The 23,451-nt window shown below is 69.3% G+C and carries 25 protein-coding genes and 1 tRNA gene; 14 read left to right on the top strand and 12 right to left on the bottom strand.

Annotated elements, in window-relative coordinates:
- Positions 1–50 precede the first annotated feature (50 nt).
- Together ACFYRU_RS13380 and ACFYRU_RS13375 are read left to right on the top strand one after the other, a co-directional pair.
- Entirely contained in the window at positions 51–647 is a 597-nt protein-coding gene (locus ACFYRU_RS13380) for an NAD(P)-dependent oxidoreductase (protein WP_387657183.1), read from the top strand.
- A 45-nt stretch (positions 648–692) separates the two neighbouring features.
- Entirely contained in the window at positions 693–1,367 is a 675-nt protein-coding gene (locus ACFYRU_RS13375) for a sugar isomerase domain-containing protein (RefSeq protein ID WP_387657181.1), read from the top strand.
- A gap of 563 nt (positions 1,368–1,930) precedes the next feature.
- Here ACFYRU_RS13375 and ACFYRU_RS13370 read toward each other — a convergent pair.
- Entirely contained in the window at positions 1,931–2,689 is a 759-nt protein-coding gene (locus ACFYRU_RS13370) for a GntR family transcriptional regulator (protein ID WP_387657179.1), read from the bottom strand.
- Between the two features lie 201 nt (positions 2,690–2,890).
- On the opposite strand from ACFYRU_RS13370, the gene ACFYRU_RS13365 reads away from it, so the two are divergent.
- On the top strand, positions 2,891–3,847 hold the full coding sequence (locus ACFYRU_RS13365) for a glutathione S-transferase family protein (protein ID WP_387657177.1): 957 nt from the start codon (positions 2,891–2,893) through the stop codon (positions 3,845–3,847).
- Here the strand turns inward: ACFYRU_RS13365 and ACFYRU_RS13360 are convergent.
- Positions 3,844–4,425, bottom strand: a complete 582-nt coding sequence (locus ACFYRU_RS13360) for a TetR/AcrR family transcriptional regulator (RefSeq protein ID WP_387657175.1) — start codon at positions 4,423–4,425, stop codon at positions 3,844–3,846. The two genes, ACFYRU_RS13365 and ACFYRU_RS13360, sit on opposite strands and share 4 nt — an antisense overlap.
- Positions 4,426–4,472: 47 nt before the next feature.
- On the opposite strand from ACFYRU_RS13360, the gene ACFYRU_RS13355 reads away from it, so the two are divergent.
- From ACFYRU_RS13355 to ACFYRU_RS13340, 4 genes are all read left to right on the top strand, one after another.
- Positions 4,473–5,135: a haloacid dehalogenase type II gene (locus ACFYRU_RS13355; RefSeq protein WP_387657172.1), complete on the top strand. Its 663-nt coding sequence runs from the start codon at positions 4,473–4,475 to the stop codon at positions 5,133–5,135.
- A gap of 71 nt (positions 5,136–5,206) precedes the next feature.
- A complete protein-coding gene (nhaA, locus tag ACFYRU_RS13350) occupies positions 5,207–6,421 on the top strand; it encodes a Na+/H+ antiporter NhaA (RefSeq protein ID WP_387657169.1) in 1,215 nt (404 codons plus the stop codon).
- A gap of 46 nt (positions 6,422–6,467) precedes the next feature.
- Positions 6,468–6,911 carry a phage holin family protein gene (locus ACFYRU_RS13345; protein ID WP_387657166.1) on the top strand — a complete coding sequence of 148 codons (444 nt, stop codon included), beginning with the start codon at positions 6,468–6,470 and terminating at the stop codon, positions 6,909–6,911.
- The gene (locus tag ACFYRU_RS13340; RefSeq protein ID WP_387658112.1) at positions 6,908–7,816 is read left to right on the top strand and encodes an alpha/beta fold hydrolase; all 909 of its coding nucleotides are present in this window, start codon (positions 6,908–6,910) and stop codon (positions 7,814–7,816) included. The genes ACFYRU_RS13345 and ACFYRU_RS13340 overlap by 4 nt, the downstream gene beginning before the upstream one ends.
- On the opposite strand, the gene ACFYRU_RS13335 is transcribed toward ACFYRU_RS13340, so the two are convergent.
- The 4 genes from ACFYRU_RS13335 to nth form a co-directional block, all read right to left on the bottom strand.
- Positions 7,813–8,994 (bottom strand): MarP family serine protease, encoded by a 1,182-nt coding sequence (locus ACFYRU_RS13335; protein ID WP_387657164.1) that lies wholly within the window; start codon positions 8,992–8,994, stop codon positions 7,813–7,815. The genes ACFYRU_RS13340 and ACFYRU_RS13335 overlap by 4 nt on opposite strands.
- Positions 8,991–9,749: an NUDIX hydrolase gene (locus tag ACFYRU_RS13330; RefSeq protein WP_387657161.1), complete on the bottom strand. Its 759-nt coding sequence runs from the start codon at positions 9,747–9,749 to the stop codon at positions 8,991–8,993. Before ACFYRU_RS13330 ends, ACFYRU_RS13335 begins: the two co-directional genes overlap by 4 nt.
- Positions 9,746–10,144 (bottom strand): TlpA family protein disulfide reductase, encoded by a 399-nt coding sequence (locus ACFYRU_RS13325; RefSeq protein WP_387657158.1) that lies wholly within the window; start codon positions 10,142–10,144, stop codon positions 9,746–9,748. Before ACFYRU_RS13325 ends, ACFYRU_RS13330 begins: the two co-directional genes overlap by 4 nt.
- Positions 10,145–10,410: 266 nt before the next feature.
- On the bottom strand, positions 10,411–11,175 hold the full coding sequence (nth, locus tag ACFYRU_RS13320; protein ID WP_387657156.1) for an endonuclease III: 765 nt from the start codon (positions 11,173–11,175) through the stop codon (positions 10,411–10,413).
- A gap of 134 nt (positions 11,176–11,309) precedes the next feature.
- Here nth and ACFYRU_RS13315 point away from each other — a divergent pair, with 134 nt between their 5' ends.
- On the top strand, positions 11,310–11,987 hold the full coding sequence (locus tag ACFYRU_RS13315; protein WP_141857382.1) for a Crp/Fnr family transcriptional regulator: 678 nt from the start codon (positions 11,310–11,312) through the stop codon (positions 11,985–11,987).
- Here the strand turns inward: ACFYRU_RS13315 and ACFYRU_RS13310 are convergent.
- The 4 genes from ACFYRU_RS13310 to ACFYRU_RS13295 are packed head-to-tail and all read right to left on the bottom strand — an operon-like array spanning position 11,984 to position 14,235.
- Positions 11,984–12,751, bottom strand: coding sequence for an MBL fold metallo-hydrolase (locus ACFYRU_RS13310; protein WP_387657152.1), 768 nt, complete (start codon positions 12,749–12,751; stop codon positions 11,984–11,986). The genes ACFYRU_RS13315 and ACFYRU_RS13310 overlap by 4 nt on opposite strands.
- Complete coding sequence (locus ACFYRU_RS13305; protein ID WP_387657150.1) at positions 12,748–13,572, bottom strand: NUDIX hydrolase; 825 nt, start codon at positions 13,570–13,572, stop codon at positions 12,748–12,750. Before ACFYRU_RS13305 ends, ACFYRU_RS13310 begins: the two co-directional genes overlap by 4 nt.
- A 43-nt stretch (positions 13,573–13,615) precedes the next feature.
- On the bottom strand, positions 13,616–14,077 hold the full coding sequence (locus tag ACFYRU_RS13300) for a RidA family protein (RefSeq protein ID WP_387657147.1): 462 nt from the start codon (positions 14,075–14,077) through the stop codon (positions 13,616–13,618).
- On the bottom strand, positions 14,074–14,235 hold the full coding sequence (locus ACFYRU_RS13295) for a DUF4177 domain-containing protein (protein WP_130386959.1): 162 nt from the start codon (positions 14,233–14,235) through the stop codon (positions 14,074–14,076). The genes ACFYRU_RS13300 and ACFYRU_RS13295 overlap by 4 nt, the downstream gene beginning before the upstream one ends.
- 50 nt (positions 14,236–14,285) lie before the next feature.
- Here ACFYRU_RS13295 and ACFYRU_RS13290 point away from each other — a divergent pair, with 50 nt between their 5' ends.
- Positions 14,286–15,236, top strand: coding sequence for an ArsA-related P-loop ATPase (locus tag ACFYRU_RS13290; protein ID WP_387657144.1), 951 nt, complete (start codon positions 14,286–14,288; stop codon positions 15,234–15,236).
- Entirely contained in the window at positions 15,233–16,354 is a 1,122-nt protein-coding gene (locus tag ACFYRU_RS13285) for an ArsA family ATPase (protein ID WP_387657141.1), read from the top strand. The genes ACFYRU_RS13290 and ACFYRU_RS13285 overlap by 4 nt, the downstream gene beginning before the upstream one ends.
- A 53-nt stretch (positions 16,355–16,407) precedes the next feature.
- Here ACFYRU_RS13285 and ACFYRU_RS13280 read toward each other — a convergent pair whose 3' ends face one another.
- Entirely contained in the window at positions 16,408–16,749 is a 342-nt protein-coding gene (locus ACFYRU_RS13280) for a YciI family protein (protein WP_387657138.1), read from the bottom strand.
- A 183-nt stretch (positions 16,750–16,932) separates the two neighbouring features.
- Here ACFYRU_RS13280 and lon point away from each other — a divergent pair, with 183 nt between their 5' ends.
- Entirely contained in the window at positions 16,933–19,284 is a 2,352-nt protein-coding gene (gene lon / locus ACFYRU_RS13275) for an endopeptidase La (RefSeq protein WP_387657136.1), read from the top strand.
- A gap of 135 nt (positions 19,285–19,419) precedes the next feature.
- Complete coding sequence (locus tag ACFYRU_RS13270) at positions 19,420–21,852, top strand: transglycosylase domain-containing protein (RefSeq protein ID WP_387657133.1); 2,433 nt, start codon at positions 19,420–19,422, stop codon at positions 21,850–21,852.
- Between the two features lie 41 nt (positions 21,853–21,893).
- Here the strand turns inward: ACFYRU_RS13270 and ACFYRU_RS13265 are convergent, their stop codons facing one another.
- On the bottom strand, positions 21,894–22,361 hold the full coding sequence (locus ACFYRU_RS13265) for a GatB/YqeY domain-containing protein (RefSeq protein ID WP_387657130.1): 468 nt from the start codon (positions 22,359–22,361) through the stop codon (positions 21,894–21,896).
- Between the two features lie 26 nt (positions 22,362–22,387).
- Here ACFYRU_RS13265 and ACFYRU_RS13260 point away from each other — a divergent pair, with 26 nt between their 5' ends.
- On the top strand, positions 22,388–23,323 hold the full coding sequence (locus ACFYRU_RS13260) for a metallophosphoesterase (protein ID WP_387657127.1): 936 nt from the start codon (positions 22,388–22,390) through the stop codon (positions 23,321–23,323).
- Positions 23,324–23,347: 24 nt separating this feature from the next.
- Positions 23,348–23,424, top strand: a tRNA-Pro gene (locus ACFYRU_RS13255).
- The last annotated feature ends 27 nt before the right edge of the window (positions 23,425–23,451 follow it).

Below are 23,451 nucleotides of genomic sequence, written 5' to 3'. Positions count from 1 at the left end.
AACCACCCCTCCTTCTACGGTCGCCGTACCACTTTCCCGAGGAGGTTGCGGTGAGCAAGATTCTGGTGATCGGCGCGCGCGGACGGGCCGGCTCGGCGGCGGTCGCGGAGGCCCGCGGGCGCGGGCACGACGTGACCGGCGTCGCTCGTACCGCGGGCGATTCGCTGGTTGTCGGCGATGTCACCGACGCGGAGCGGATCGGCGAGCTGGCGGCGGGGTACGACGCAGTGATCGCGGGGGTGTACGACGGCGGGAGCGATCCGGCGGCGTTCTTCCCGCGGGCGGCGCGGGCGCTCGTCGACGGATTGGCGACGGCGGGCGTCCGGCGGCTCGTCTGGGTCGGGCTGGCGTCGGTCGTGCCGACCACGGCCGGTCCACTGGTACTCGATGCGTATCCGGAGGAGTACCACTCGCTCTTCTTCGCGCACCGGGCGGCGCTGGACGTGTTCGTAGGGTCGCCCCTCGACTGGGTCTCGATCGCGCCGTCCGGGGACTTCGACCACGCCGACCCGTCCCGGAAGGGCCCGTATCGCGTGGCGCCGCCGGACGCGCGGGCGCTGATCTCGTACGCCGACTTCGCGGTCGCGCTCGTCGACGAAGTAGACCACCCGTCGCGACACCGCGAGGCGTTCGGCGTACTGGTCTAGATGGGTCGCTCGCGAGGTGCGGCGTACGGGCGATAGGTTCGGGGCATGGCTGGGGCCGAGGAGTACTTGGACAAGGCGTTGGCGATCGCGCACCGGGCGGCCGAGACGCAACTACCGGCGATCCGGGTCGCGGCCGGGCTGGTCGCGGACGCGCTCGCCGGCGGCCGGACGTTCTGGGTGTTCGGGACGGGCCACAGCCACACCCTGGCCGAGGAGCTGTACGGCCGCGCCGGCGGGCTGGCCGACGTACGCGCAATTCTCGAACCCGGGCTGATGCTGCACGAGGGTCTGCAGAAGAGCTCCCTGCTGGAACGGCTTCCCGGTCTCGCCGCGGTACTGCTGGAGGTCAATCCGCTGGCAGCCGGCGACGTACTGCTGGTCGCCTCGAACTCCGGGCGCAACGCCGTGCCGGTCGAGTTCGCCCTGGGGGCCCGTGAGCGGGACGTTCGGGTGATTGCGCTGACGTCGCTGGCTCACTCGAGCGCCACCACCTCGCGAGCCCCCAGCGGCCAGCGCCTCTTCGAAACCGCCGACGTCGTCATCGACAACTGCGGAGTCCCCGGCGACGCCCTCATCCCCATCCCCGGCACCCCAGAACCCACCGGCGCCACCTCCACCCTCGTAGGCGCCCTACTCCTCCAGGCCCTGACGGTGGAGGTAGTAACCCAGCTGACCAACCGAGGCCAACCCCCAAACGTCCTCCGCAGCCTGAACGTATAGGCCTCGCGTACGGTTAGCCCACGCGTGCTACGCGGCCGCTAGCCTCGTCGCTCCGCTCCTCAGACGCGCCCGCTCCACACACCCCACCCACCCCCGGGCTGCCGCCCGGACCCTCAGCTTCCGGCTGCCGCCGGGAGCCTTCCGGCTACCGCCGGACTTGCGGCTCCCGCCGCGGACTTGCGGCTCCCGCCGCGGACTTGCGGCTCCCGCCGCGGACTTGCGGCTGACGCCGCGGAGTTGTCGGCTGCCGCCGACGATTTGCGAGCTGGCGCTCGCGTGTGGCTGCCTGGCCGGCGCCTTTCAATAGGCCGACCGTGATGAATGGACCTGGAACCGAGAGCACGCCGTGAGCACCAGGATGCCCCCGGCTGACGCCCCCCAGACGCTTGCCGATGCCCCGCGCACTCGTTCTGCTCGTCAGTTAACCGTAGGCACCGGCGGCAGCCGGAGACGAATGCGCCGGCGGTAGCCGGAGGGTGGGTGGGGGTGTGTGGAGCGGCCGCGTTCGAGGAGCGGGGCGACGAGCTAGCGGCTGCGGAGTACGTGGGGGCCTGTTGCCCGGCTCAGGTGGCGCGGTAGGCGACGGTTATGTCGTAGCGGTCTGAGCGGTAGGTGGAGATGCCGAACTCGATGACCTGGTCGGTGGCGGTGCGGGGGGCCGAGGTGATGATCAGGCAGGGGGTGGTGTTGTCGATCTCGAGGAGTTCGGCGTCGGCGGGCTCGGGTGGGGCGGCGACGATGGAGGCGGACACCATGCCGAGGGTCACGCCGTACCTGGTGGCCAGCACCGTGTAGAGCGACTTCTCGGCGAAGTCGACCTCGTCCAGGCCGGGGTAGCGGTTCAGGGAGAGGGTCGTCCGTTCGATCGCCATCGGGTCGCCGTCGGCGGTGCGGAGGCGGACCAGGTGCAGGACGGGGGTGCCGATCGGTTCCTCGAGTTCGCGGGCGAGGTGTTCGTCGGCGGCACCGACGCGGTGTTCGAGGACCTTGGCGCCGGGCTCGATGCCGCGGTTGATCATGTCCTGGCTGAACGACGAGGCGAGCATCCGGGACGGCCGCGGTTCGGCGACGAAGGTGCCGCCACCGGGGCGGCGGGCGGCCAGGCCCTCGGCCACGACGCGGTCGACCTCCTGCCGGACGGTCATCCGGGCCACGCCGAAGCGTTCGGCGAGGACGCGCTCGGACGGCAGCACGGTGCCGACGGCCAGCGAGCGGGTGAGGTTCTCCAGAATCTCGCGAATCTGGTCACCCTTCGGGCGATCGGTGCGGAGCTCGGTGGGGAGCTCGGCGAGATCGCCGGGGTTGTTCCGTGGGCGGGCCATGAGCTCAAGTATCCCTGGGAATCTGGCCGGCAAACCGGTTGCCGACGTACGCGGGCCGCGGCGTGTCGTACCGCGCAGACCGTCCGCGACCCCGTTGTCCCGAACGACCATGTCAGCACGACTGTAACGTCCGCTGCCATCTAACGGCCAGTGACCGTCCACAGGCTCAGGCAATTCCCAAGCAGGGGTAGTTTTGACGCTATGACCCGGGCACAGTTCGTACACGAGACGTCGTCGACCGGTGAGTGGAAGCGGCAGGGCAACAGGTTCACCGGCCGGATCAGCCGGGAGTCGACATCCGCACCCGGCGAGGGTCCGGACGACCAGGGCCGTTGGCCTGTCGAGCCGGGGCGGTACCGGCTGGTCGTCAGCCTCGCCTGCCCGTGGGCGCACCGCTCGATCATCGTCCGCCGGCTGCTCGGCCTGGAGGACGCGATCAGTCTCGCGGTGGTCGACCCGGTCCGCGACGAGCGCGGCTGGCGGTTCACGCTCGACCCGGACGACCGTGACCCGGTGCTCGGCATCAAGTTCCTGTCCGACGCGTACCTGCGCACCGACCCGTCGTACGACGGCCGCGTGACCGTGCCGGCGATCGTCGACACGACGACGGGTGAGGTGGTCACGAACGACTACCCGCAGATCACGCTCGACTTCTCCACGGAGTGGACGGATTTCCACCGCGCCGACGCGCCCCAACTGATCCCCGCGGACAGTGCCACCAGGGCCGAGATGGACCAGTTGATCGACGAGATCTACCGCGACGTGAACAACGGCGTGTATCGCTGCGGTTTCGCGACCAGCCAGGAGGCGTACGAGGCCGCGTACGACGCGCTCTTCGCCCGCCTCGACGTACTCGAGGACCGGCTGCAGGACCGTACGTACCTCCTCGGCGACACGTTCCGCGAGGTCGACGTCCGGCTGTTCACCACGCTCGTCCGCTTCGACGCGGTGTATCACGGCCACTTCAAATGCAACCGGCAGAAGCTGACCGAGTTCCCGAATCTGTGGGCGTACGCGCGCCGCCTCTACCAACTCCCGGGCTTCGGCGAGACGGTCGACTTCGACCAGATCAAACGGCACTACTACGTCACCCACGAGAACATCAACCCGACGCGGATCGTCCCGAAGGGCCCGGACCCGCGCGTCTGGACCGCCTAGGCAGCCAGCGCACCGACCGCGGCAGTCACAGCGGATCGCAGCTGCGCTCGGGTCGCCCCGGCACGCGAGCGCAGGTTGATCGCGTACGCGAGCAGCGTGAGCATCTCCGCCGCCCCGGCTACCTCGACCCCGGACCGTAACTCCCCGTTGCTCTGAGCAACCTTCAGCGCCGCCGCCAACGAGTCCCGCAGTACGGCGTGATGCTCGGACAGCACCGCGCGGACGGCGTCCGGTGGGCTTTCCGTGTTCGCGTTCGCCATCATGCAGCCCCAGCCGGCGTACTCCCCCGACAGCCGCAACCGCAGCAGCTTGTCGAAGAACGTACGGACCGCGACCAGCCCGCGACCGTCCGCGGCCAACTGGTCGAACATCGGCCGCGACCGGTGTTCCAGGTACCGCCGGGCGGCCGCCGCGTAGAGCGCGTCCTTGCCGCCGAACGCGTTGTAAAGGCTGGACCGGCTCAGCCCGGTCGCCGCGACCACGTCCTGGATCCCGGTCGCCGCGCTCCCGCGCCGCCAGAACAGCTGCTCGACCGCGACCAGCGCTTCGGCCTCGTCGAAGTGTTTGACATCGGGCATACCCAGCATCATATCTTGGAACGACCGATCCAAGATGAGGAGTCCTGATGATCGACGTACTGGTGCTCGACGTCAACGAGACCCTGACCGACATGGAACCGCTGCGGGACGGGTTCGAGGCGGCCGGCCTGCCCCGGCACACCCTCGACGAATGGTTCGCCGCGATCCTGCGCGACGGTTTCGCACTGACCGCCGTCGGCGCGTACGCCACCTTCCGCGACCTGGCCACCGAACTCCTGGAAGCACACCTGACGGCCGCCGGCATCGAACCGACGCCGGAAACGGTAGGGGACGTACTTTCCGGATTCACCCGGCTCCCACTGCACGCCGACGTCGCACCCGGGCTGCAGAAGATCCACGAGGGCGGCATCCGCATCGTCACGCTGACGAACGGCGCGGCCGCGATGTCCGAGAACGTGTTCCGGAACGGCGGAATCCTGCCTTTCCTCGAACACCGTCTCGACGTCACGGCACCACAGCGCTGGAAACCACATGCCGATGCGTACCGGTACGCCGCCGACGCCTGCGGCGTGCCCGTGGAACGGATGGCGCTCGCGGCCGTACACCCGTGGGACATCGACGGCGCCCGCCGCGCCGGTCTGCAGGGCTACTACATCGACCGCCGGAAAACGCCGTACCCGCAAGCTTTCCAGGAGCCGGATCTGACCGTGCCCGATTTCGAGGCGCTGGCGGTCGAGCTGAGCAGGTAAAATAGCGGCCAGGGTGTGCCGGGAAGTCTGGTCGGCGTCCGTCCGACCGACCCCGAAAACGAAGGGCCGACATGAGCCAGCACCCTTGGATCCGGCAGAAGAAGCGGGCGTTCCCCCGTGTCCTCGGGCGGGAACGCGCGTTCCTCGCCGACACGCTGCGGGCCGAGACCACCGGCGGACTGTTGTTGCTCGCGGCCACGGTCGTCGCGCTGGTCTGGGCGAACTCACCGTGGCAGGACGCGTACCACCACGTGCGGGACGTGCAGCTCGGTCCGCTGACGGTCGAGGGCTGGGCGTCGGACGGCGCGCTGACGCTGTTCTTCTACCTCGCCGGTGTCGAGCTCAAGCGCGAACTCGTGGTCGGCTCCTTGTCCAAGCTGAGCGAGGCTGTCGTCCCGGTGGTCGCGGCGGTCGCCGGAATGGTGCTTCCGGCAATCATCTACGTGGTGGTGAACCTGCTCAGCGCCGGCGGCAACCCGCACGGCTGGGCGGTGCCGACCGCGACCGACATCGCGTTCGCGCTGGCCGTCCTCGCGATCGTCGGCTCGTCGCTGCCGAGCGCGCTGCGGGCGTTCCTGCTGACCCTCGCGGTGGTCGACGACTTCGGCGCGATCCTGATCATCGCGGTGTTCTTCTCGCACGGCTTCCACCTGCTGTCGCTGCTCGCGGCGCTCGTCCTGATCGTGCTCTGGTACGTCCTCCAGCGCCGTCGCGTCCGGACGCCGTTCCTGTACGTACCGATCGCGATCGGCGCGTGGTGGTTCATGCACGAGTCCGGGATCCACGCCACGATCGCCGGCGTCGCGCTCGGTCTGGTCACCCGGGTGGTCGCGGACCCGGACGAGCAGGAGGCGCCGGCCGAGCGGATCGAGCACCGGCTGCGGCCCTGGTCTGCCGGCGTCGCCGTACCGCTGTTCGCGCTGTTCGCCGCGGGCGTCACCTTGAGCGGTGGCGCCGTACGGGAGATGCTGACCGACCCGGTCGCGATCGGGGTGGCCGCCGGGCTGTTGTTCGGGAAGGCGATCGGCGTGTTCGGCGGTTCGTGGCTGACCGCGCGCTTCACCCGCGCCGAGCTGAACTCGGACCTCGCTTGGCGCGATGTCGCCGCGGTCTCGGTACTGGCCGGGATAGGTTTCACCGTCGCGCTGCTGATCGCCCAGCTCGCGTTCGGATCGGATGCGGCCCAGATCGAGCGCGCGAAGGCCGCCGTCCTGGTCGCGTCCGTCCTCGCCGCGCTGATCGCCACCCTGCTCCTAGCTCGCCGCAACCGCGCGTACGCGGATTGACCACGTCGACTGACGGTAGGGTCGGGGCTGTCCGGAAGGAGTTGCGATGTCGATGAACGGGGACGACGAGCCCACGGTCGGCCAACTGGTCGCGAACGTCAGCAAGGAACTGTCCAGCCTGATCCGCAGCGAGGTCGAACTCGCGAAGACCGAGCTGAAGAAGACCGCGGTCGCGGCCGGGACCGGAGCGGGGATGTTCGCGGCGGCCGCGTTCCTCGCGCTGCTCGCGGTCATCCTGCTGTGCATCTCCGCGGCGTACGGGCTGGTCGCGGCCGGGTTGCACCCGGCGATCGCGTTCCTGATCGTGGCCGGCGCGTTCCTGCTGATCGGTGCGGTCCTGGTGTTCATCGGGATCCGCGCGCTGAAGAGCGCGAAGGGCCCGACCCGGACGATCGAGACCTCGAAGGAGTCGGTCGAGGCGCTGAAGGCGATCGGCAAGGGACACGACGACACCACGGTCGCACTGCCCGAGCCGGGCGTACGGCGCTGAGCCCGGCGGGCGTCGTCGACCTGCTGGTCGACGGCCCCTGGTCGCACTCACTGGTCGCGGCCAACGGGGCCCGGTTCCACGTCGCCGAGTGTGGCGCGGCGGACGATCCACTCGTCCTGTTCCTGCACGGCTTCCCGGAGTTCTGGTGGGCCTGGCGGTACCAGCTGCCGGTCGTCGCGGCCGCCGGGTTCCGCGCCGTCGCGATGGACCTGCGCGGGTACGGCGCCAGCGACAAGACGCCGCGCGGTTACGACCCGTACACCGCGGCCGCTGACGTGTCCGGCGTGATCCGCTCGCTCGGCGCGGCCGACGCCGTGGTCGTCGGGCACGGGTGGGGCGGGTTCATCGGGTGGTCGGCGGCCGTACTGGCGCCGCGTCAGGTACGCGCGCTCGCCGCGGTGTCCGCGCCGCACCCGCTGCTGCTGACCCGGTCCGGGCAGCGGAAGGCTGTCACCCGGACCGCTTGGTTCCAGCTGCCGGTCCTGCCGGAACGCCGGCTGCTCGCGCAGGACGGCGTACACATCGAGCGGCTGCTGCGAGCCTGGGCCGCGCCGGGCGGTACGTTCCCGGACGCGGAGGTGTCGCGCCGGTACCGTTCAGCGCTGCAGGTCTGGCCGGCGCCGCACTGCGCGCTCGAGTACCACCGCTGGTTCGCGCGATCCCGGTTGCGACCGGACGGGCGCAAGTACTCGGCCAGGATGCGTACGCCGGTCGGCGTCCCTGTACTGCAACTCCAGGGCGCACAGGACTCGGCGGTATCGCCGACCGCGGTCACACCCCCGGACCTGGTCGCCGCACCGCTCCGGCACGAGCTCATCACCACTGCAGGGCATTTCCCGCACGAGGAAACACCCGAGCTGTTCAACGTCCTACTGCTCGACTGGTTGGTTGCTGCAGGCACCTAGGTGCAGGACTGGGTCGAGACGTCCTGAGTCGCGGTGGTGCCGGTGCGGGCGTCGGTGGAGACCTGCTGGGCGGTGAGGACGTAGCCGGTGCGGTTGTCCTCGACGGAGGCCGCGAACACCACCCCGTACACCGTGCCCTTCGCGGACAGCAGCGGGCCGCCGGAGTTGCCCGGGCGGACCGAGGCCCAGATCGAGAACGCGTCCCTGGTGACCGTCTTGTCGCCGTAGATGTCCGGGCCGCGGAGCCGTTCCTCGGAGCGGATCCGGGCCGGCTCCGCGTCGAACGGGCCGTTCTCCGGGTAGCCGAGCACGACCGCTGACGCGTCCGCCTTGCCGCCCAGGTCGAACGACAGCGGCTTCAGGTTCGGGTCGTTGAGCTTCGGGAGGTAGAGCACCGCGATGTCGGTCTCCGGGTCGAACACGACGACCTTCGCGTCGTACTTCTTCCCGTTCAGCTCGACCTGCGGCGAGCTGACGCCGGCGACGACGTGCGCGTTCGTCATCACGCGCTGCGGGGCGTACAGGAAGCCGCTGCCCTCGAGACCGCGCGAGCAGTTCGCGACCCCGGTCACCTTCGCGATCCGTGAGTACGCGTCGCGGACCGGCTGCTGCCGGGAGATCGCGCCGTCCGGCGGCTGGGTCTCGCGGATCCGTTCCGGTACGAACGGGTCGAGGAACCGTGGGAACAGGTCGGTGTTCACGACGTCGTTGAACGACTGCAGCGCGCGGTCCGCGCTGGCCGGCAGTACCTGGTCGACCTTCGCGAGCACCGACGAACCGCGGACCGCCGACGTCACGCTCGGGATCCGCGCACCGCTCACCGCGACACCGAGCACCCACGCGACGATCAGCACCGACGCGGCCGCGAGCGCGGCACCGCCGAGCGCGTCCAGGAACCGGATCGGCTTCCAGGACAGCCGGTTCCGCACCCTGGTACCGATCATGGCCCCGAGTGTTCGCCCGATCGCGGCCAGCAGGACGACGAGCACCAGCGCCGCGAAGGACACCGACACGCTCGGGGAGAAGTGGTCCAGCACCTTCGGCACACCCCAGACGCCGAGCCCGGCGCCGACGAGCAGGCCGACGGTGGCGCACGCGCCCAGCACGAAGCCCTCGATGTACCCCGAGATCGCCACCAGCGCGGTGACGATCAGCAACGCCCAGTCGAGCTTGCTCACTCCGCATCCTCCGGCTCAGGCCTCCGCGCTCGGCCGAGGTCGTGCTCGATCGCCGTCATCCGGCGGACGTCCTCGGGCCGGCGCCCTTCGGTGCGCCAGGCCGCCTCGACCAGCCGGTCGGGCAACGGTACGACGTTCGAGGGGTCCCAGTCTCGGTACCAGCCGCCGAGCAGCAGCAATTTGTCCAGCAGCCCGGCGGTGAATCCCCAGATGTAGAGGTCGCCGATGGTGAACGCGGGCCCGGTGAAGCCGCTCGGGTGCAGGCAACTGATCCGGTTCGCCGGGTCGGCGAGCGCGCTGATCGGCACCTCGTGCACCGACGCGACCTCGGCCGGGTCGACCACCGCGACCGGTGACGGGTCCCGCCACCAGGCCAGTACCGGCGAAACGCCGAAGTTGCTCACCGGCACCCAGAGCGCCGGCCAGATCGCGAACGGTACGACGCCGTCCGGGTCCAGGCCGGTCTCCTCCTCGGCCTCGCGCAACGCCGTCCGGACCAGACCGGTGTCGCCGGTACCGTCCTCCGGATCCGCGCCGCCGCCCGGGAACGCCATCTGCCCGGCGTGCTTGCGCAGCGTCCAGGCCCGCTCGGTGAGCAGCACCTCCGGGCCGTCGTTGCCGTCAGCAAGCAAGATGAGTACGGCCGACTTCCGCACCGACGGGTCGTCCGGGGGCAGGAACCGGGAGAGCAGGTTCGGGTCGACGTCCTGCGACGCCTTCTCGAGCGGCCGCAGCCAGTCCGGGATCTCGCTCACCGGGTCACTCCGAGCTTGTCCTTCAGCAGTTGGTCGAGCTGCTGCTGCGACGTCAGTACGCCGCGATGCACGTACGCGACCGCGCCGTTCCCGTCGACGAACACGGTCAGCGGCGGGCCGCCGACCTTCAGCGCGCGCTGGATCGACTTGTCCGTGTCGACGAGGTGCGGGTACGCCAGCCCTTCCTCGCCGGCGAACTTCACCGCGAGCTCCGGGCGCGGGTCGTCGTAGTCGATCCCGAGCATCTTCACCTTGCCGGACTTCGCGAGGGCTGCCAGGTACGGCGCTTCCTCGCGGCACGGGCCGCACCACTGCGCCCACACGTTCAGCACCAACGGGCCCCGCAGATCCGCCAGCCGTACGTCCGGCCCGTTCCCGAGGCAAGGCAAACTCACATCCGGCAACCCGCCACTCACCGGAGGCTTCGACGGCGTCACCGGACAATCCGCCAGTCGCCCCGCCCCAGCCTTCCCAACAGACGGCGCCCCAGCCCCATCAGCCCGCTGAGACCCACACCCCGCCAACCCCACAACCAACAAAACCACCGGCACAAGCACCGCCGCCACGCGCCGCCTCCGACCAAACGCCCGCAGGCCGCGGAGCGGCGTGTCTGCGGGGGTGCCGCCGGGCGGGCAGATGGTGGGGGTGACGGAGGTGGGGCTCATGCTGGGGTTTTCACCAGCTTGGCGGCGGCTTCGGGGTCTACGGGGCCGGTGCCGTAGGAGGGGCACCACTGGGCGATGGGGCAGGCTCCGCAGGCCGGCTTCTTCGCGTGGCAGCGGCGGCGGCCGTGGAAGATCAGGCGGTGCGACAGCATCGTCCAATCCTTCTTGGGGAACAGCTCGCCGATGATGTGCTCGACCTTGACCGGGTCCTCCTCGGCCGTCCACCCGAACCGGCGGACCAGCCGGCCGAAGTGCGTGTCGACGGTGATCCCGGGCACGCCGAACGCGTTCCCGAGCACCACATTCGCGGTCTTCCGCCCCGTACCGGGCAGCTTCACCAGCTCCTCGAGCTTGCCCGGGACGACCCCGTCGTAGTCGTCGACGAGCGCCTGACCGAGCTTGATCACGCTGTTCGTCTTCGCCCGGAAGAAACCGGTCGGCTTGAGGATCGCCTCCATCTCGTCCCGGTCGGCCTCGGCGTACGCCTGCGCGGTCGGGTACTTCGCGAACAGCGTCGGCGTCACCTTGTTCACCGTCACGTCGGTGGTCTGCGCCGACAGGATGGTGGCCACGAGCAACTCGAGCGGGGTGGTGAAGTCGAGCTCACAGTGCGCGTCCGGGTACGTCTCGGTCAGCACCTTGTGCATCTTCCGGGCCCGGCGGACCAGCTGGGTGTGCGTCTCGTCGACGTACACGGGGGCCTTGCGGGGGAGCTTCAGCGGGACCGCCGGCAGCGGCTCCGCGACACGCGGGGATGGCATGGAGGCAAGCCTACGTGGCGGTGCCGACACCCGAGGGGCTACGGTTTTGGGGCGACCGGGTGTACACATATCGGTCGACGGACGTGGCGGATCCCACGTCCGGAGTCGTGGTCGAAGGTCCTAGGAGGCCAAAAGTGGATGCCGCAGTGCTCCGACAGGCACCGCTGTTCAGTCAGCTCGACGACGAGGCGGCCGACGCGCTGGCAGCCTCGATGACCGAGAGCCGGCTGCGCCGCGGCCAGGTGCTGTTCCACGAGGGCGACTCCGGTGATCGGCTCTTCGTCGTCGTCGAGGGCAAGGTCAAGCTCGGCCGGACCTCCGCCGACGGCCGGGAGAACCTGATCGCCGTCCTCGGGCCGGGCCAGATGTTCGGTGAGCTGTCGCTGTTCGACCCGGGCCCCCGGTCCGCGACCGTGACCGCGGTCACCGACGCCTCGCTGATGTCGCTGACCCACGACGAACTGCTCCGCTGGCTGGACGGCCGCCCGGCGGTCGCCCGCGGCCTCCTGCTGCAGCTGGCCGGCCGGCTCCGCAAGGTCTCCGACGTGGTCGCCGACCTGGTCTTCTCCGACGTACCGGGCCGGGTCGCGAAGGCCCTCCTGGACCTCGCCAGCCGCTTCGGCCGGACCGCCGACGACGGCGTCCACGTACACCACGACCTCACCCAGGAGGAGCTCGCCCAACTGGTCGGCGCCTCCCGCGAGACCGTCAACAAGGCCCTAGCCGACTTCGCCTCCCGCGGCTGGGTCCGCCTGGAGCCCCGTTCCGTCGTACTCCTCGACGTAGACCGCCTCCAACGCCGCGCCCGCTAACCGTTCAGGTAGTCCAGTTGGGCTCGGACTGAGCGTTCGGCGGCGGGCCAGAGGGATTGGTCTACGTCGGCGTAGACGTGTTCGACGACCGCCTCGGGGGTGGTGTGGCCTGCGGCCAGCGCGGCTCGGACCTGGTTGAGGCGTTCCTCGCGGTGCTTCAGGTAGTACGTGAGGACGGCGGTCGGGTCGTCGATGACCGGGCCGTGGCCGGGGAGTAGGCGGAGTACGTCGGCCGGGGAGTTCGCGAAGGCGCGGAGGCGCTCCAGGGAGTCGAGGTACGGGCCGAGGGCGCCGTCGGGGTACGCGACGACCGACGTACCGCGGCCGAGGACCGTGTCGCCGGTGAGCAGCGAGCCGTCCTGCGGGAGCCAGAAGCAGACCGAGTCCATGGTGTGGCCCGGCGTCGGGAGTACCTCGATGCGCAGGTCGCCGGCGGTGATCACGTCGCCCTCGGACAGGCCGTGGGCGTGGTCGGTCGGGATCCGGAACTCCGGGTCCACAGCCCGGACGCCGCAGCTCGCCTGGTTCGCGAACCACGCGGCGCCTTCGGAGTGGTCCGGGTGCTTGTGGGTCAGCAGTACGACGGCCACCTTGCCGGCCGCTTCGAGTACGGCGCGGAGATGGTCCTCGAGGAGCGGCCCTGGGTCGACGACGACGGACTGCTCGCTGTCCGGGGCGCGCAGGATCCAGGTGTTGGTGCCGTCGAGCGTCATCAGGCCAGGGTTGTCGGCCCGGACGAGGGTGGCGTAGTCGGTGACTTTCATGTGGTCTCCAGGTAGGCCTGATCGCCGTCGACGCGCACCGTGGGCATGATCGTCCGGATCTCCCGCTCGCCGGCCGCGGCCAGGATCGCCGGTACGTCGCCGTACTGCGAGAGCTCGTGGCAGCAGATGTACGTCGGGGGCAGCATCAGCATCTCGCCCGCGTCGACGGCCCGTACGGCGTCCGCGGGGCGGATCCAGGTGACCTGGTCGGACTCGCTGGTCACGTCCCGGGTCACCTGCCCGGTGGGGAGCGCCGCGACGAAGAACGCGGTGTCGTACCGCTTGGGTTCGAACTCCGGGGTGATCCAGTGCGCCCACGGCCGGAGCAGATCTGCTCGCAGCACCAATCCGCGGCGGTGCAGGAAGTCGGCGAACCCGAGCGCGCGACTCTCCAACGCGACCCGGTCCGCCTCCCAGTCGTCCCCGGTCGTGTCGTCCACCACAGCGTCAGGCGAAGGCCCGGCCAGCAGTACGCCGGACTCCTCGAACGTCTCCCGCACCGCCGCCGCCACGTACGCCGCTGCCGTCTCCGGGGTGCAGCCGAGCCGCTCCCCGAACCACTCCGGCGAGGGCCCGAACCAAGAGTCCGCCACGGTCGAGTCGACCGCATCCACTCGCCCACCCGGAAACACAGTCATCCCCGCCGCAAACGCCATACTCCGCTGCCGCCGCAGCAGATACACCTCAGGCCCGACCGAGTCACGGAGCAGCACGACGGTGGACGCCGGCCGCGGGTCGGTCGGCGTCCGGGTGCCGTGGGCGTACTCGAGCGCGACCGTGGCCATCCGGCCGGTCAGCAACTGCGACCGCAGGTCGCGCATCACCGGTCGGAGTTCCGCGGGACGATCGGCCGACGCCCGCGGATCAGCTGACCTCGACGATCAGTTCGACCTCTACCGGGGCGTCGAGGGGGAGGACGGGGACGCCGACGGCGCTGCGGGCGTGTTGGCCGGCGTCGCCGAAGACCTGGCCGAACAGTTCGGAGGCGCCGTTGGCGACCTGCGGCTGGCCGGTGAAGTCGGGGGTGGAGGCGATGAACGCGACCGCCTTGACGATGCGTTTCACGTTGCCCAGGTCGCCGATCTCCGCCTTCACGGCGGCCAGCGCGTTGAGGGCGCACTGCTGCGCGCACTCGCTGGCGACCTCCGGCGTGACGGCGTCGCCGACCTTGCCGGTGGCGATCAGGGTGCCCTCGCGGAGCGGGAGTTGACCGGACGTGTACACGAGGTCACCGGTGCGGACCGCCGGCACGTACGCGGCGACCGGCTTCGCGACCTCGGGCAGCTTCAGGCCGAGCTCGGCGAGCTTCTCCTCGGGGTGGTTCATTTGTCCTCGATCTCCCGCTTGAAGTAGGCGACCAGGTTCTCCGGGTTCATACCGGGGACGACCTGGACCAGCTCCCAGCCGTCCTGGCCGAAGTTGTCCAGGATCTCCTTGGTCGAGTGGACCAGCAGCGGCGCGGTGAAGTACTCGAACTTCTTCATAACAGGGGACTCTAACGGTGTGGTGTGGACCACGTCCTACCCTGGGATGTATGGCGCGACTGCACGTGGTGACCGGCAAGGGCGGCACCGGGAAGACCACCGTCGCGGCCGCCATGGCGCTCGCCCTGGCGGAGCAGGGCAAGCGGGTACTGCTCTGTGAGGTCGAGGGACGCCAGGGTCTCGCCCAGCTCTTCGACGTACCACCCCTGCCGTACGTGGAACGCCGCATCGCGCACGGCCCCGGTGGCGGCGAGGTGTACGCGCTGGCCGTCGACGCCGAGGCAGCCCTGCTCGAGTACCTGGACATGTACTACCACCTCGGCCGCGCCGGTAAGGCCCTGGAGAAGGTCGGCGCGATCGACTTCGTCACCACGATCGCCCCCGGGCTCCGGGACGTACTGCTGACCGGCAAGGTGTACGAGGCGACCCGCCGCAAGGCGCACGGCCGGCTCGCGTACGACGCTGTCGTGCTGGACGCTCCGCCGACCGGCCGGATCGGGCCGTTCCTGAACGTGAACCACGAGGTGGCCGGCCTCGCCAAGGTCGGGCCGATCCGGAACCAGGCGGACGCGATCATGGGCATGCTCCGCTCCGACGTCACCCGGATCCACCTGGTCACGCTGCTCGAGGAGATGCCGGTCCAGGAAACCCTGGACGCCGCCGACCAACTGGAGAAGCTGGATCTGCGGATCGGGTCGATCGTGGTGAACATGGTCCGCAACAGCCCGCTCGACGACGACACGCTCGCCCTTGCGGTGAAGGAGAAACTGCCCACCGCCGAACTCACCCGCGGACTGAAGGCAGCCGGCATCACGATCGGCGACGACCTGGTCGAGACCCTCGCGACCGAGGCGCACGACCACGCGATCCGGGTCGGCCTGGAACGTGAGAACCGCGACCGGATAGATGCCCTCGGCAAGCAGGTGACCGAACTCACGCTGCAACCGGACGGCATCGACCAGGGCACCCTGCTCGACCTGGCCGAGGAGTTCCGCCAATGACAGAACTCGATCTGGATGCGTTGATCGACGATCCGAAGACGCGGATCGTGGTCACCTGTGGGGCGGGTGGTGTCGGCAAGACGACGACGGCCGCGGCGCTCGGGCTGCGGGCGGCCGAGCGCGGACGGAAGGTCGTCGTACTGACCATCGACCCGGCCAGGCGGCTGGCGCAGTCGCTCGGGCTGACCGAGCTCGACAACACCCCGCGCGCGGTGGCCGGTGCGAACCCGACGAACGGCGGCCGGCTGGACGCGATGATGCTCGACATGAAGCGGACGTTCGACGACGTCGTCCTGCAGCACGCGACGCCGGAGAAGGCCGAGCAGATCCTCGCGAATCCCTTCTACCAGGCGCTTTCCTCGTCGTTCGCGGGCACGCAGGAGTACATGGCGATGGAGAAGCTCGGCCAGCTGCACCACCAGGCCGAGCGGACCGGCGACTGGGATCTGATCGTCGTCGACACCCCGCCGTCCCGTTCCGCGCTCGACTTCCTGGATGCTCCGGAGCGGCTGGCCTCGCTGCTCGAAGGACGCTTCCTCCGGCTGCTGCTCGCCCCCGCGCGCGGTCCGTTCAAGCTGATGTCGGCCGGCGTCAACATGGCGATGTCGGTGCTGAACAAGGTCCTCGGCGCCCAGGTGCTGACCGACGTACAGACGTTCGTCGCCGCGTTCGACACGCTCTTCGGTGGGTTCCGCCAGCGCGCCGAGCAGACCGTCGCGTTGCTCCGCGAGCCGCATACCGCGTTCCTCGTGGTCGCCGCCCCGCAGAACGACGCGCTGCGCGAGGCGTCGTACTTCGCCGAGCGCCTGCGGGCGGAGGGAATGCCGCTCGCCGGCGTCGTACTGAACCGGGTGACGAACTCGCAGGCCCCGGAACTCTCGGCGGAGCGGTCACTCGCCGCAGCCGAGAAGCTCGAGGAAGCGGACAAGTCACCGCTGACCGCCGCCGTACTGCGGTTGCACGCCGACAAGATGCAGCAGGTCGTCGGCGACCACAAACGGGCGGACCGCTTCCGCCGCGGCCACCGCGCGATCAAGACCGTCGAGGTGCCGGCCCTGGCCGACGACGTGCACGACCTGGGCGGTTTGAGAACGATCGGCGACCTGCTGACCGCCTAGCGCGGACCGCCGTGCAGGCAGTCCGGTCTGCCTGCACGGCGGTCCTGAAGACCTCATCCGATCTGCCGGACCTCCTGGGGCCAGCCGCATGCCTCGGCAATTTTGCCGGCCCACACCTTCGCAGCGTCGTCGTCGGGGACGTCGACGATGCTCAGCCCGCCCAGGAACTCCTCGGTCTGCCCGAACGGCCCGTCGGCGAACTTGAGCGTGCCGCTCGTCGCGTCGGCGCTGAAGGCCTTGTCGATGTCTTCTTCCAGCCCACCGGCGAACACGTACACGCCGGCGTCCTTCATCTCCTGCACGACCGCCTTGGCGAGCGGACCGCGCCCCCGGAACCACTCCTCGCTGTGATCGCCCACCCACTGCTGGTTGAAGTAGATGATGTATTGCGCCATGTCCGGTCCTTTGTCTCAGCAGCGGACTCCCTGCCCGCGTCACCAGGTCCACGAACAGCACATGCCGGATCCGACATTGCCGGCTGGGTTCACCCACAGCGAACAGCTGATCGGGCGGGAATTACTTGCTTACACCCCTGGTTGAGCCTGTCAGACTCAATCTTTGGATAAGGGTGTGACAGCGTGACCGATACGTTGAATCTTCCGGTACTGCCGCTGGACGACGTCGTGGTCCTGCCCGGGATGGTCGTGCCGGTCCGACTCGCCGACAGCGAGGCGCGGGCGGCGATCGATGCCGCGCAGGCCTCGGGCGCGGACCAGGTGCTGCTGGTGCCGCGGCTGGACGGGAAATATGCCAAGGCCGGAGTGCTCGGCGAGATCGAGCAGATCGGCCGGCTGCCGGGCGGTGCCCAGGCGGCCGTGATCCGTGGGGCCCAGCGGGTCCGCATCGGCGCCGGGACGACCGGCCCGGGTGCGGCGCTCTGGGTGGGCGCGACGGTGATGCACGAGATCACCGACGAGCGCTCGGCCGAGCTGGCCCGTGAGTACAAGACCCTCACCACCTCCGTGCTGCAGCGGCGCGGTGCGTACCAGGTGATCGACTCGATCAAGCAGGTCGAGGACCCGTCCGAGCTGTCCGACCTGGCCGGCTACGCGTCCTACCTCAGCAACGACCAGAAGTCGTGGCTGGTGGAGAACGCGAACGTCAGCGAGCGGCTGGAGAAGCTGATCGGCTGGGTGAAGGACCACCTGGCCGAGCTCGAGGTCTCCGAGACGATCCAGAAGGACGTCCAGGAGGGCATGGAGAAGCAGCAGCGGGAGTTCCTGCTGCGCCAGCAGATGGCCGCGATCCGCAAGGAGCTGGCCGAGCTCGACGGCAAGGCCGAGTCCGAGGAAGAGGACTACCGGGCCCGCGTCGAGGCCGCCGATCTGCCGGAGCACGTCCGCAAGGCCGCGCTCGCCGAGGTCGACAAGCTGGAGCGCACCTCCGAGCAGTCCCCCGAGGTCGGCTGGATCCGCACCTGGTTGGACACGGTTCTCGAACTGCCGTGGAACGAGCGGACCGAGGACAGCTACGACATCCGCGAGGCGCGGGCCTTGCTGGACGCGGACCACGCCGGTCTGGACGACGTGAAGCAGCGCATCACGGAGTACCTGGCCGTACGGCGTCGTCGTGCGGACCGTGGTCTCGGTGTCGTCGGCGGTCGCCGCAGCGGCGCCGTACTGGCGCTGGTCGGTCCTCCTGGTGTGGGTAAGACCTCGCTGGGTGAGTCCGTGGCGCGGGCGATGGGCCGCAAGTTCGTCCGGGTCGCACTGGGCGGCGTACGCGACGAGGCCGAGATCCGTGGCCACCGCCGGACGTACGTCGGCGCGCTGCCGGGCCGGATCGTCCGCGCGATCACCGAGGCGGGTTCGATGAACCCCGTCGTACTGCTGGACGAGATCGACAAGGTCGGTGCGGACTACCGGGGCGACCCGACGGCCGCCCTGCTGGAGGTCCTCGACCCGGCGCAGAACCACACCTTCCGGGACCACTACCTGGAGGTCGAGCTGGACCTGTCCGACGTGGTCTTCCTGGCCACGGCGAACGTACTGGACTCCATCCCGGCGCCGCTGCTGGACCGGATGGAACTGGTGCAGCTGGACGGGTACACCGAGGACGAGAAGGTCACGATCGCCCGTGACCACCTGCTCCCGCGTCAGCTGGAGCGGGCGGGCCTGACGGCGGACGAAGTGGTCATCCAGGACTCGGCGCTGCGCCTGCTTGCGGGCGAGTACACCCGCGAGGCCGGCGTCCGGCAGCTCGAGCGTGGCATCTCCCGCGTCCTGCGGAAGGTGACGGCAAAGCTCGCCCTGGGTGAGGACCTCGGGCAGCTGACGATCGGTTCCGGTGACCTGAAGGAGTACCTGGGTTCGCCGAAGTTCACGCCGGAGTCGGCGGAGCGTACGGCGCTGCCGGGTGTGGCGACCGGACTCGCGGTGACCGGTGCGGGTGGTGACGTGCTCTTCGTCGAGGCGTCGCTGGCCGACAAGGAGACCGGCCCGACCGGAGTCACGTTGACCGGGCAGCTTGGTGACGTGATGAAGGAGTCGGCGCAGATCGCCCTGTCGTACCTGCGCTCGCACGGCGCCGAGCTGGGCCTGCCGGTCGGCGACCTGGCGGAACGGAACGCCCACATCCACGTACCGGCCGGTGCCGTCCCGAAGGACGGACCGTCGGCGGGTGTGACGATGACAACGGCGCTGGCATCGCTGCTGTCCGGACGGCCGGTCCGTTCGGAGGTCGCGATGACCGGTGAGGTGTCGCTGACCGGACGGGTGCTGCCGATCGGTGGCGTGAAGCAGAAGCTGCTCGCGGCGCACCGGGCCGGGTTGACCACGATCCTGATCCCGAAGCGGAACGAGCCGGACCTGGAGGACGTACCGGCGTCCGTGCTCGCGGAGCTGACCGTGCACCCGGTGAGCGACGTCCGCGAGGTCCTGGACCTGGCGCTGGAGCCGGCCGAGGTTCAGGCGCACCAGTACGCCGCATAGCACCGCAGCACAGAAAAGGCCCGGGCGTGTCGCCCGGGCCTTTTCCTCCTTTTGGATGAACTTTGTCCAGCAGGTGTGACCGAACTCATAGCCACGGCGGTAACCCAAACGGGCGATCCCGTAGTCTCTATAACCATGCGCGTCAGGGAAAAGGGCGACCGGGGAGTCGTCCAATCTGTGGTTCTGTTCCTCGGGGTGAGCGTGCTGTCGGGGGCGTTGGCTGCCGGTCTCGCGATCCCGCTGGCCGGCCTCGCCGGGTTCACTACGGAGAAGACATCCACGACGCTGCAGGACCTGCCGCAGCAGTTCGACGAAGTACCGCTGAAGCAGAAGAGCACGATCCTGGCCGCAGACGGATCGGTGATCGCGACGCTGGCCGAGCAGAACCGGGTACCGGTGAAGCTCAAGGACGTCGCGCCGATCATGCAGAAGGCGATCGTCGCGATCGAGGACGACCGCTTCTACGAGCACGGCGCGCTGGACCTCAAGGGCACGCTGCGCGCGCTCGTACAGAACCAGTCCTCGGGCTCGGTGCAGCAGGGCGGTTCGAGCATCACCCAGCAGTACGTCAAGATCAGCCTGGTCGAGAAGGCGAAGACGCCGGCCGAGGTCGCCGCCGCGACCGCCGACAACTACCAGCGCAAGGTCGCCGAGCTGCGGTACGCGATCGCCGTCGAGAAGCAGTTCTCGAAGAACGAGATCCTCGAGAAGTACCTGAACCTGGCGAACTTCGGCGACGGCGCCTGGGGCATCCAGGCCGCCGCCCAGCACTACTTCTCGGTCAACGCCAAGGACCTCACGCTGCCGCAGGCCGCGATGCTGGCCGGCCTGGTGAAGAACCCCACCGGCTACGATCCGACCAACGACCCGAAGCGCGCCAAGGAACGCCGCGACGTGGTCATCCGCCGGATGCTGCAGCTGAACGTCATCTCGGTCGCGCAGGCCAACTCGGCCCTGAAGACCCCGGTCATCGACCCCAACAAGGTCCGCCCGAACAAACTCGGCTGCGCCAACGGCCCGTACCCGTTCTACTGCGAGTACATCCAGGCCCAGCTCGAGGCCAACCCCGCCTTCGGCAAGACCAAGAAGGACCGGGAGTACTACATCAAGACCGCGGGCCTGACGGTCAAGACCTCGCTGGATCCGAGGATCCAGGCGGCCGCGCAGCACTCGATCAACGCGCACAGCAAACCGACCGACTCCGCGATCGCCGCGATCACGATCGTCGAGCCCGGTACCGGGCTGGTGAAGGCGATGGTGCAGAGCAAGCCGTACGGCGGGAAGCGGAACCAGACGTCGTACAACTACAACGTCGAGAAGTCCTACCCCGGCGGGTACGGCGGTTTCCAGAACGGTTCGACGATGAAGGCCTTCACGATCGCGGCCGCGATCCAGAAGGGCTTTCCGCTGAACTACAAGATCAACTCGCCGAACCAGATCGACCTCAGTGGCAAGAAGTTCAGCACGTGCAACGGGACCACCGAGGCCCCGGACTACACACCGAGCAACTCCACCAAGAACGTCGCTGAGCCGACCATGATCCAGGCGGCACAGAAGTCGACGAACACGTACTTCCTCCTGCTGTCGCAGCAGACCGGCCTGTGCCCGATCGCGAAGATCGCAGCCTCGCTGGGGATGTACGACGCACAGACTGGCGACGCGTCGACCGCCAAGCCGCTCGAGCAGGTCGTGTCGATGACGCTCGGCGTCGGGTACGTCACCCCGGTCCAACTCTCCAGCGCCTATGCAGCGTTCGCCGCACGGGGTATGTACTGCTCGCCCTGGCTCATCACCTCGATCAAGGACGCTTCCGGCAAGGCCATGCCTACCCGTGGCGCGGACTGCAAGCAGGCCCTGGCTCCCGAGGTGGCGGACGGCGTCAACGCCGTGCTGCACCAGGTGATGGAGCCGGGCGGTACCGGTCAGCACCTGAGGTTCGGCAACAGCGACCTGGCCGGCAAGACCGGAACGATCACCGCGAACAAGGCGGTGTGGTACGCCGGCTACTCCACCAAGCTGGCCGCCGCGGCGGTCGTGGCGGATGCGTCGGTGCCGTACAAGAACCTGATCGGCCAGACGCTCAACGGCGAGAAGATGTACGACGCATCCGGTTCCGGCACGGCGGGTCCGCTGTGGGAGACGGCGATGCAGGGCGCCCTCCAGGGCTACCCGACCACGCACTTCACCGCACCGAGCCCGGTGGTGTCGCGCGGCAACGTGAAGGATCTGCCGTTCGTGAACGGGATGAACCCTGATGACGCGGCGAACAAGCTGAAGCAGATGGGCTTCCAGGTGGCGATCGCGTCGGGGACGGTGAACTCCGAGGAGACGGCCGGGACCGTCGCGTACACGGACCCCCGTCAGCGGGACGGCGCGCCGGAGGGCTCACTGGTGACGATCTACATCTCCAACGGCAGCAAGAAGAACCAGCCGGGTGGTACGAACACGCCGAAGCCGCCGACGACGACCAACACCATCAATCCGAACTGCCCACCGTGGAACCCGAAGTACCCCAACTGCGGTGGCGGTGGCGGCGGAGGTGGTGGTGGTGGCCGCGGCCACGGTTAAGCAGCAGGGCCTCGTCCGGTGGCGGACGAGGCCCTGTTCGTTCAGGCGCCGAGTTGGCGTTTTACTTCGGCGGAGACGACGGCGCCGTCGGCCTTGCCCTTGACCTTGGGTTGGAGGGCGCCCATCACCTTGCCGATGCCGCGCGGGCCGAGTTCGGCGGCGCCGGTCGCGGCGATGGTTTCGGTGACCAGGGCCTTGATCTCGTCCTCGGTGAGCTGCTCGGGGAGGTACTCGGCGAGGATGTCCGCCTCGGCCTGTTCCTTGTCGGCGAGCTCGGCGCGGCCGGCGTCGCGGTAGGCGACGACCGACTCACGGCGCTTCTTGGCCTCGGAGCTGAGTACGTCGACGATCTCGGTGTCGCTGAGCTCGCGAGCCTCCTTGCCGGCCACCTCCGCCTTGGTGATCGCGGTGAGCGCCATCCGCAGGGTCGACTTGCGGATCTCGTCGCGCGCCTTGAGGGCGGCGGTCATGTCGTCGTGCAGGCGCTGCTTCATTCCGGAGTTGGACATACCTGAGATTGTGGCAGGCTGGTGAAATGAGTATCGCGAGGACCGCCCTCAAGACCACAGGCGTGGTCACGGCTCTCGGCGCCGCCTGCGTCGCGTACGCGGCCGGCATCGAGGTGCGCTGGTTCACCCTGCGCCGGTTCACCGTACCGGTGCTGCCGGAAGGCACAGCGCCGCTGCGCGTGCTGCACCTGTCCGACCTGCACCTGATGCCGGCGCAGGAGCGGAAGATCCGCTGGGTCAGCGACCTGGCGGCGCTCGAGCCCGACGTGGTGGTCAGCACCGGCGACAACATCTCGCACGAGGACTCGGTCCGCCCGCTGCTGCGTGCGTACGGCGAGCTGCTCGATCTGCCCGGCGTGTTCGTGTTCGGCTCGAACGACTACTGGAAGCCGCACTTCAAGAACCCCGGGAAGTACCTGCTGCCCGCGAACAAGCAGCGGCACAAGCCGCACGGCCCCGACCTGCCGTACGAGGAGATGCGCCGCTCGTTCACCGGCGCCGGCTGGACCGACCTGAACAACGCGAAGGCCACGCTGAAGGTGAACGGCCTGCGGCTGGACTTCGCCGGCACCGACGACCCGCACATCAGGCGCGACCGGTACGACGAGGTCGCCGGGGAGATCGACCCGAGCGCGGACCTGTCCATCGGCGTCACGCACGCGCCGTACCAGCGGATCCTGAACGGTTTCGTCGGCGACGGCTACCCGCTCGTACTCGCGGGCCACACGCACGGCGGCCAACTGGCAGTCCCGTTCTACGGTGCCCTGGTGACGAACTGCGACCTCGACACCTCCCGCGTGAAGGGCCTGTCGACGTGGGGCCACCAGGGTCGCCAGGCCGCTCTACACGTCTCCGCCGGCCTCGGTACGTCGCCGTACGCACCGGTCCGTTTCGCTTGCCGGCCGGAGGCGACGCTGCTCACTCTCGTCCCACGGATTAACCCGATTTCGTCCGGACGCTGAGCCCATGTAAGCTACTCGCGACTTCGGGCTGTGGCGCAGCTTGGTAGCGCGCTTCGTTCGGGACGAAGAGGTCGCAGGTTCAAATCCTGTCAGCCCGACCACCATCGAGGGTCAGTCACTGAGGTGAC

It is taken from the genome of Kribbella sp. NPDC004536 (assembly GCF_042873835.1).
Classification (GTDB): domain Bacteria; phylum Actinomycetota; class Actinomycetes; order Propionibacteriales; family Kribbellaceae; genus Kribbella.
This window is presented reverse-complemented; position numbering and strand designations above follow the sequence as displayed.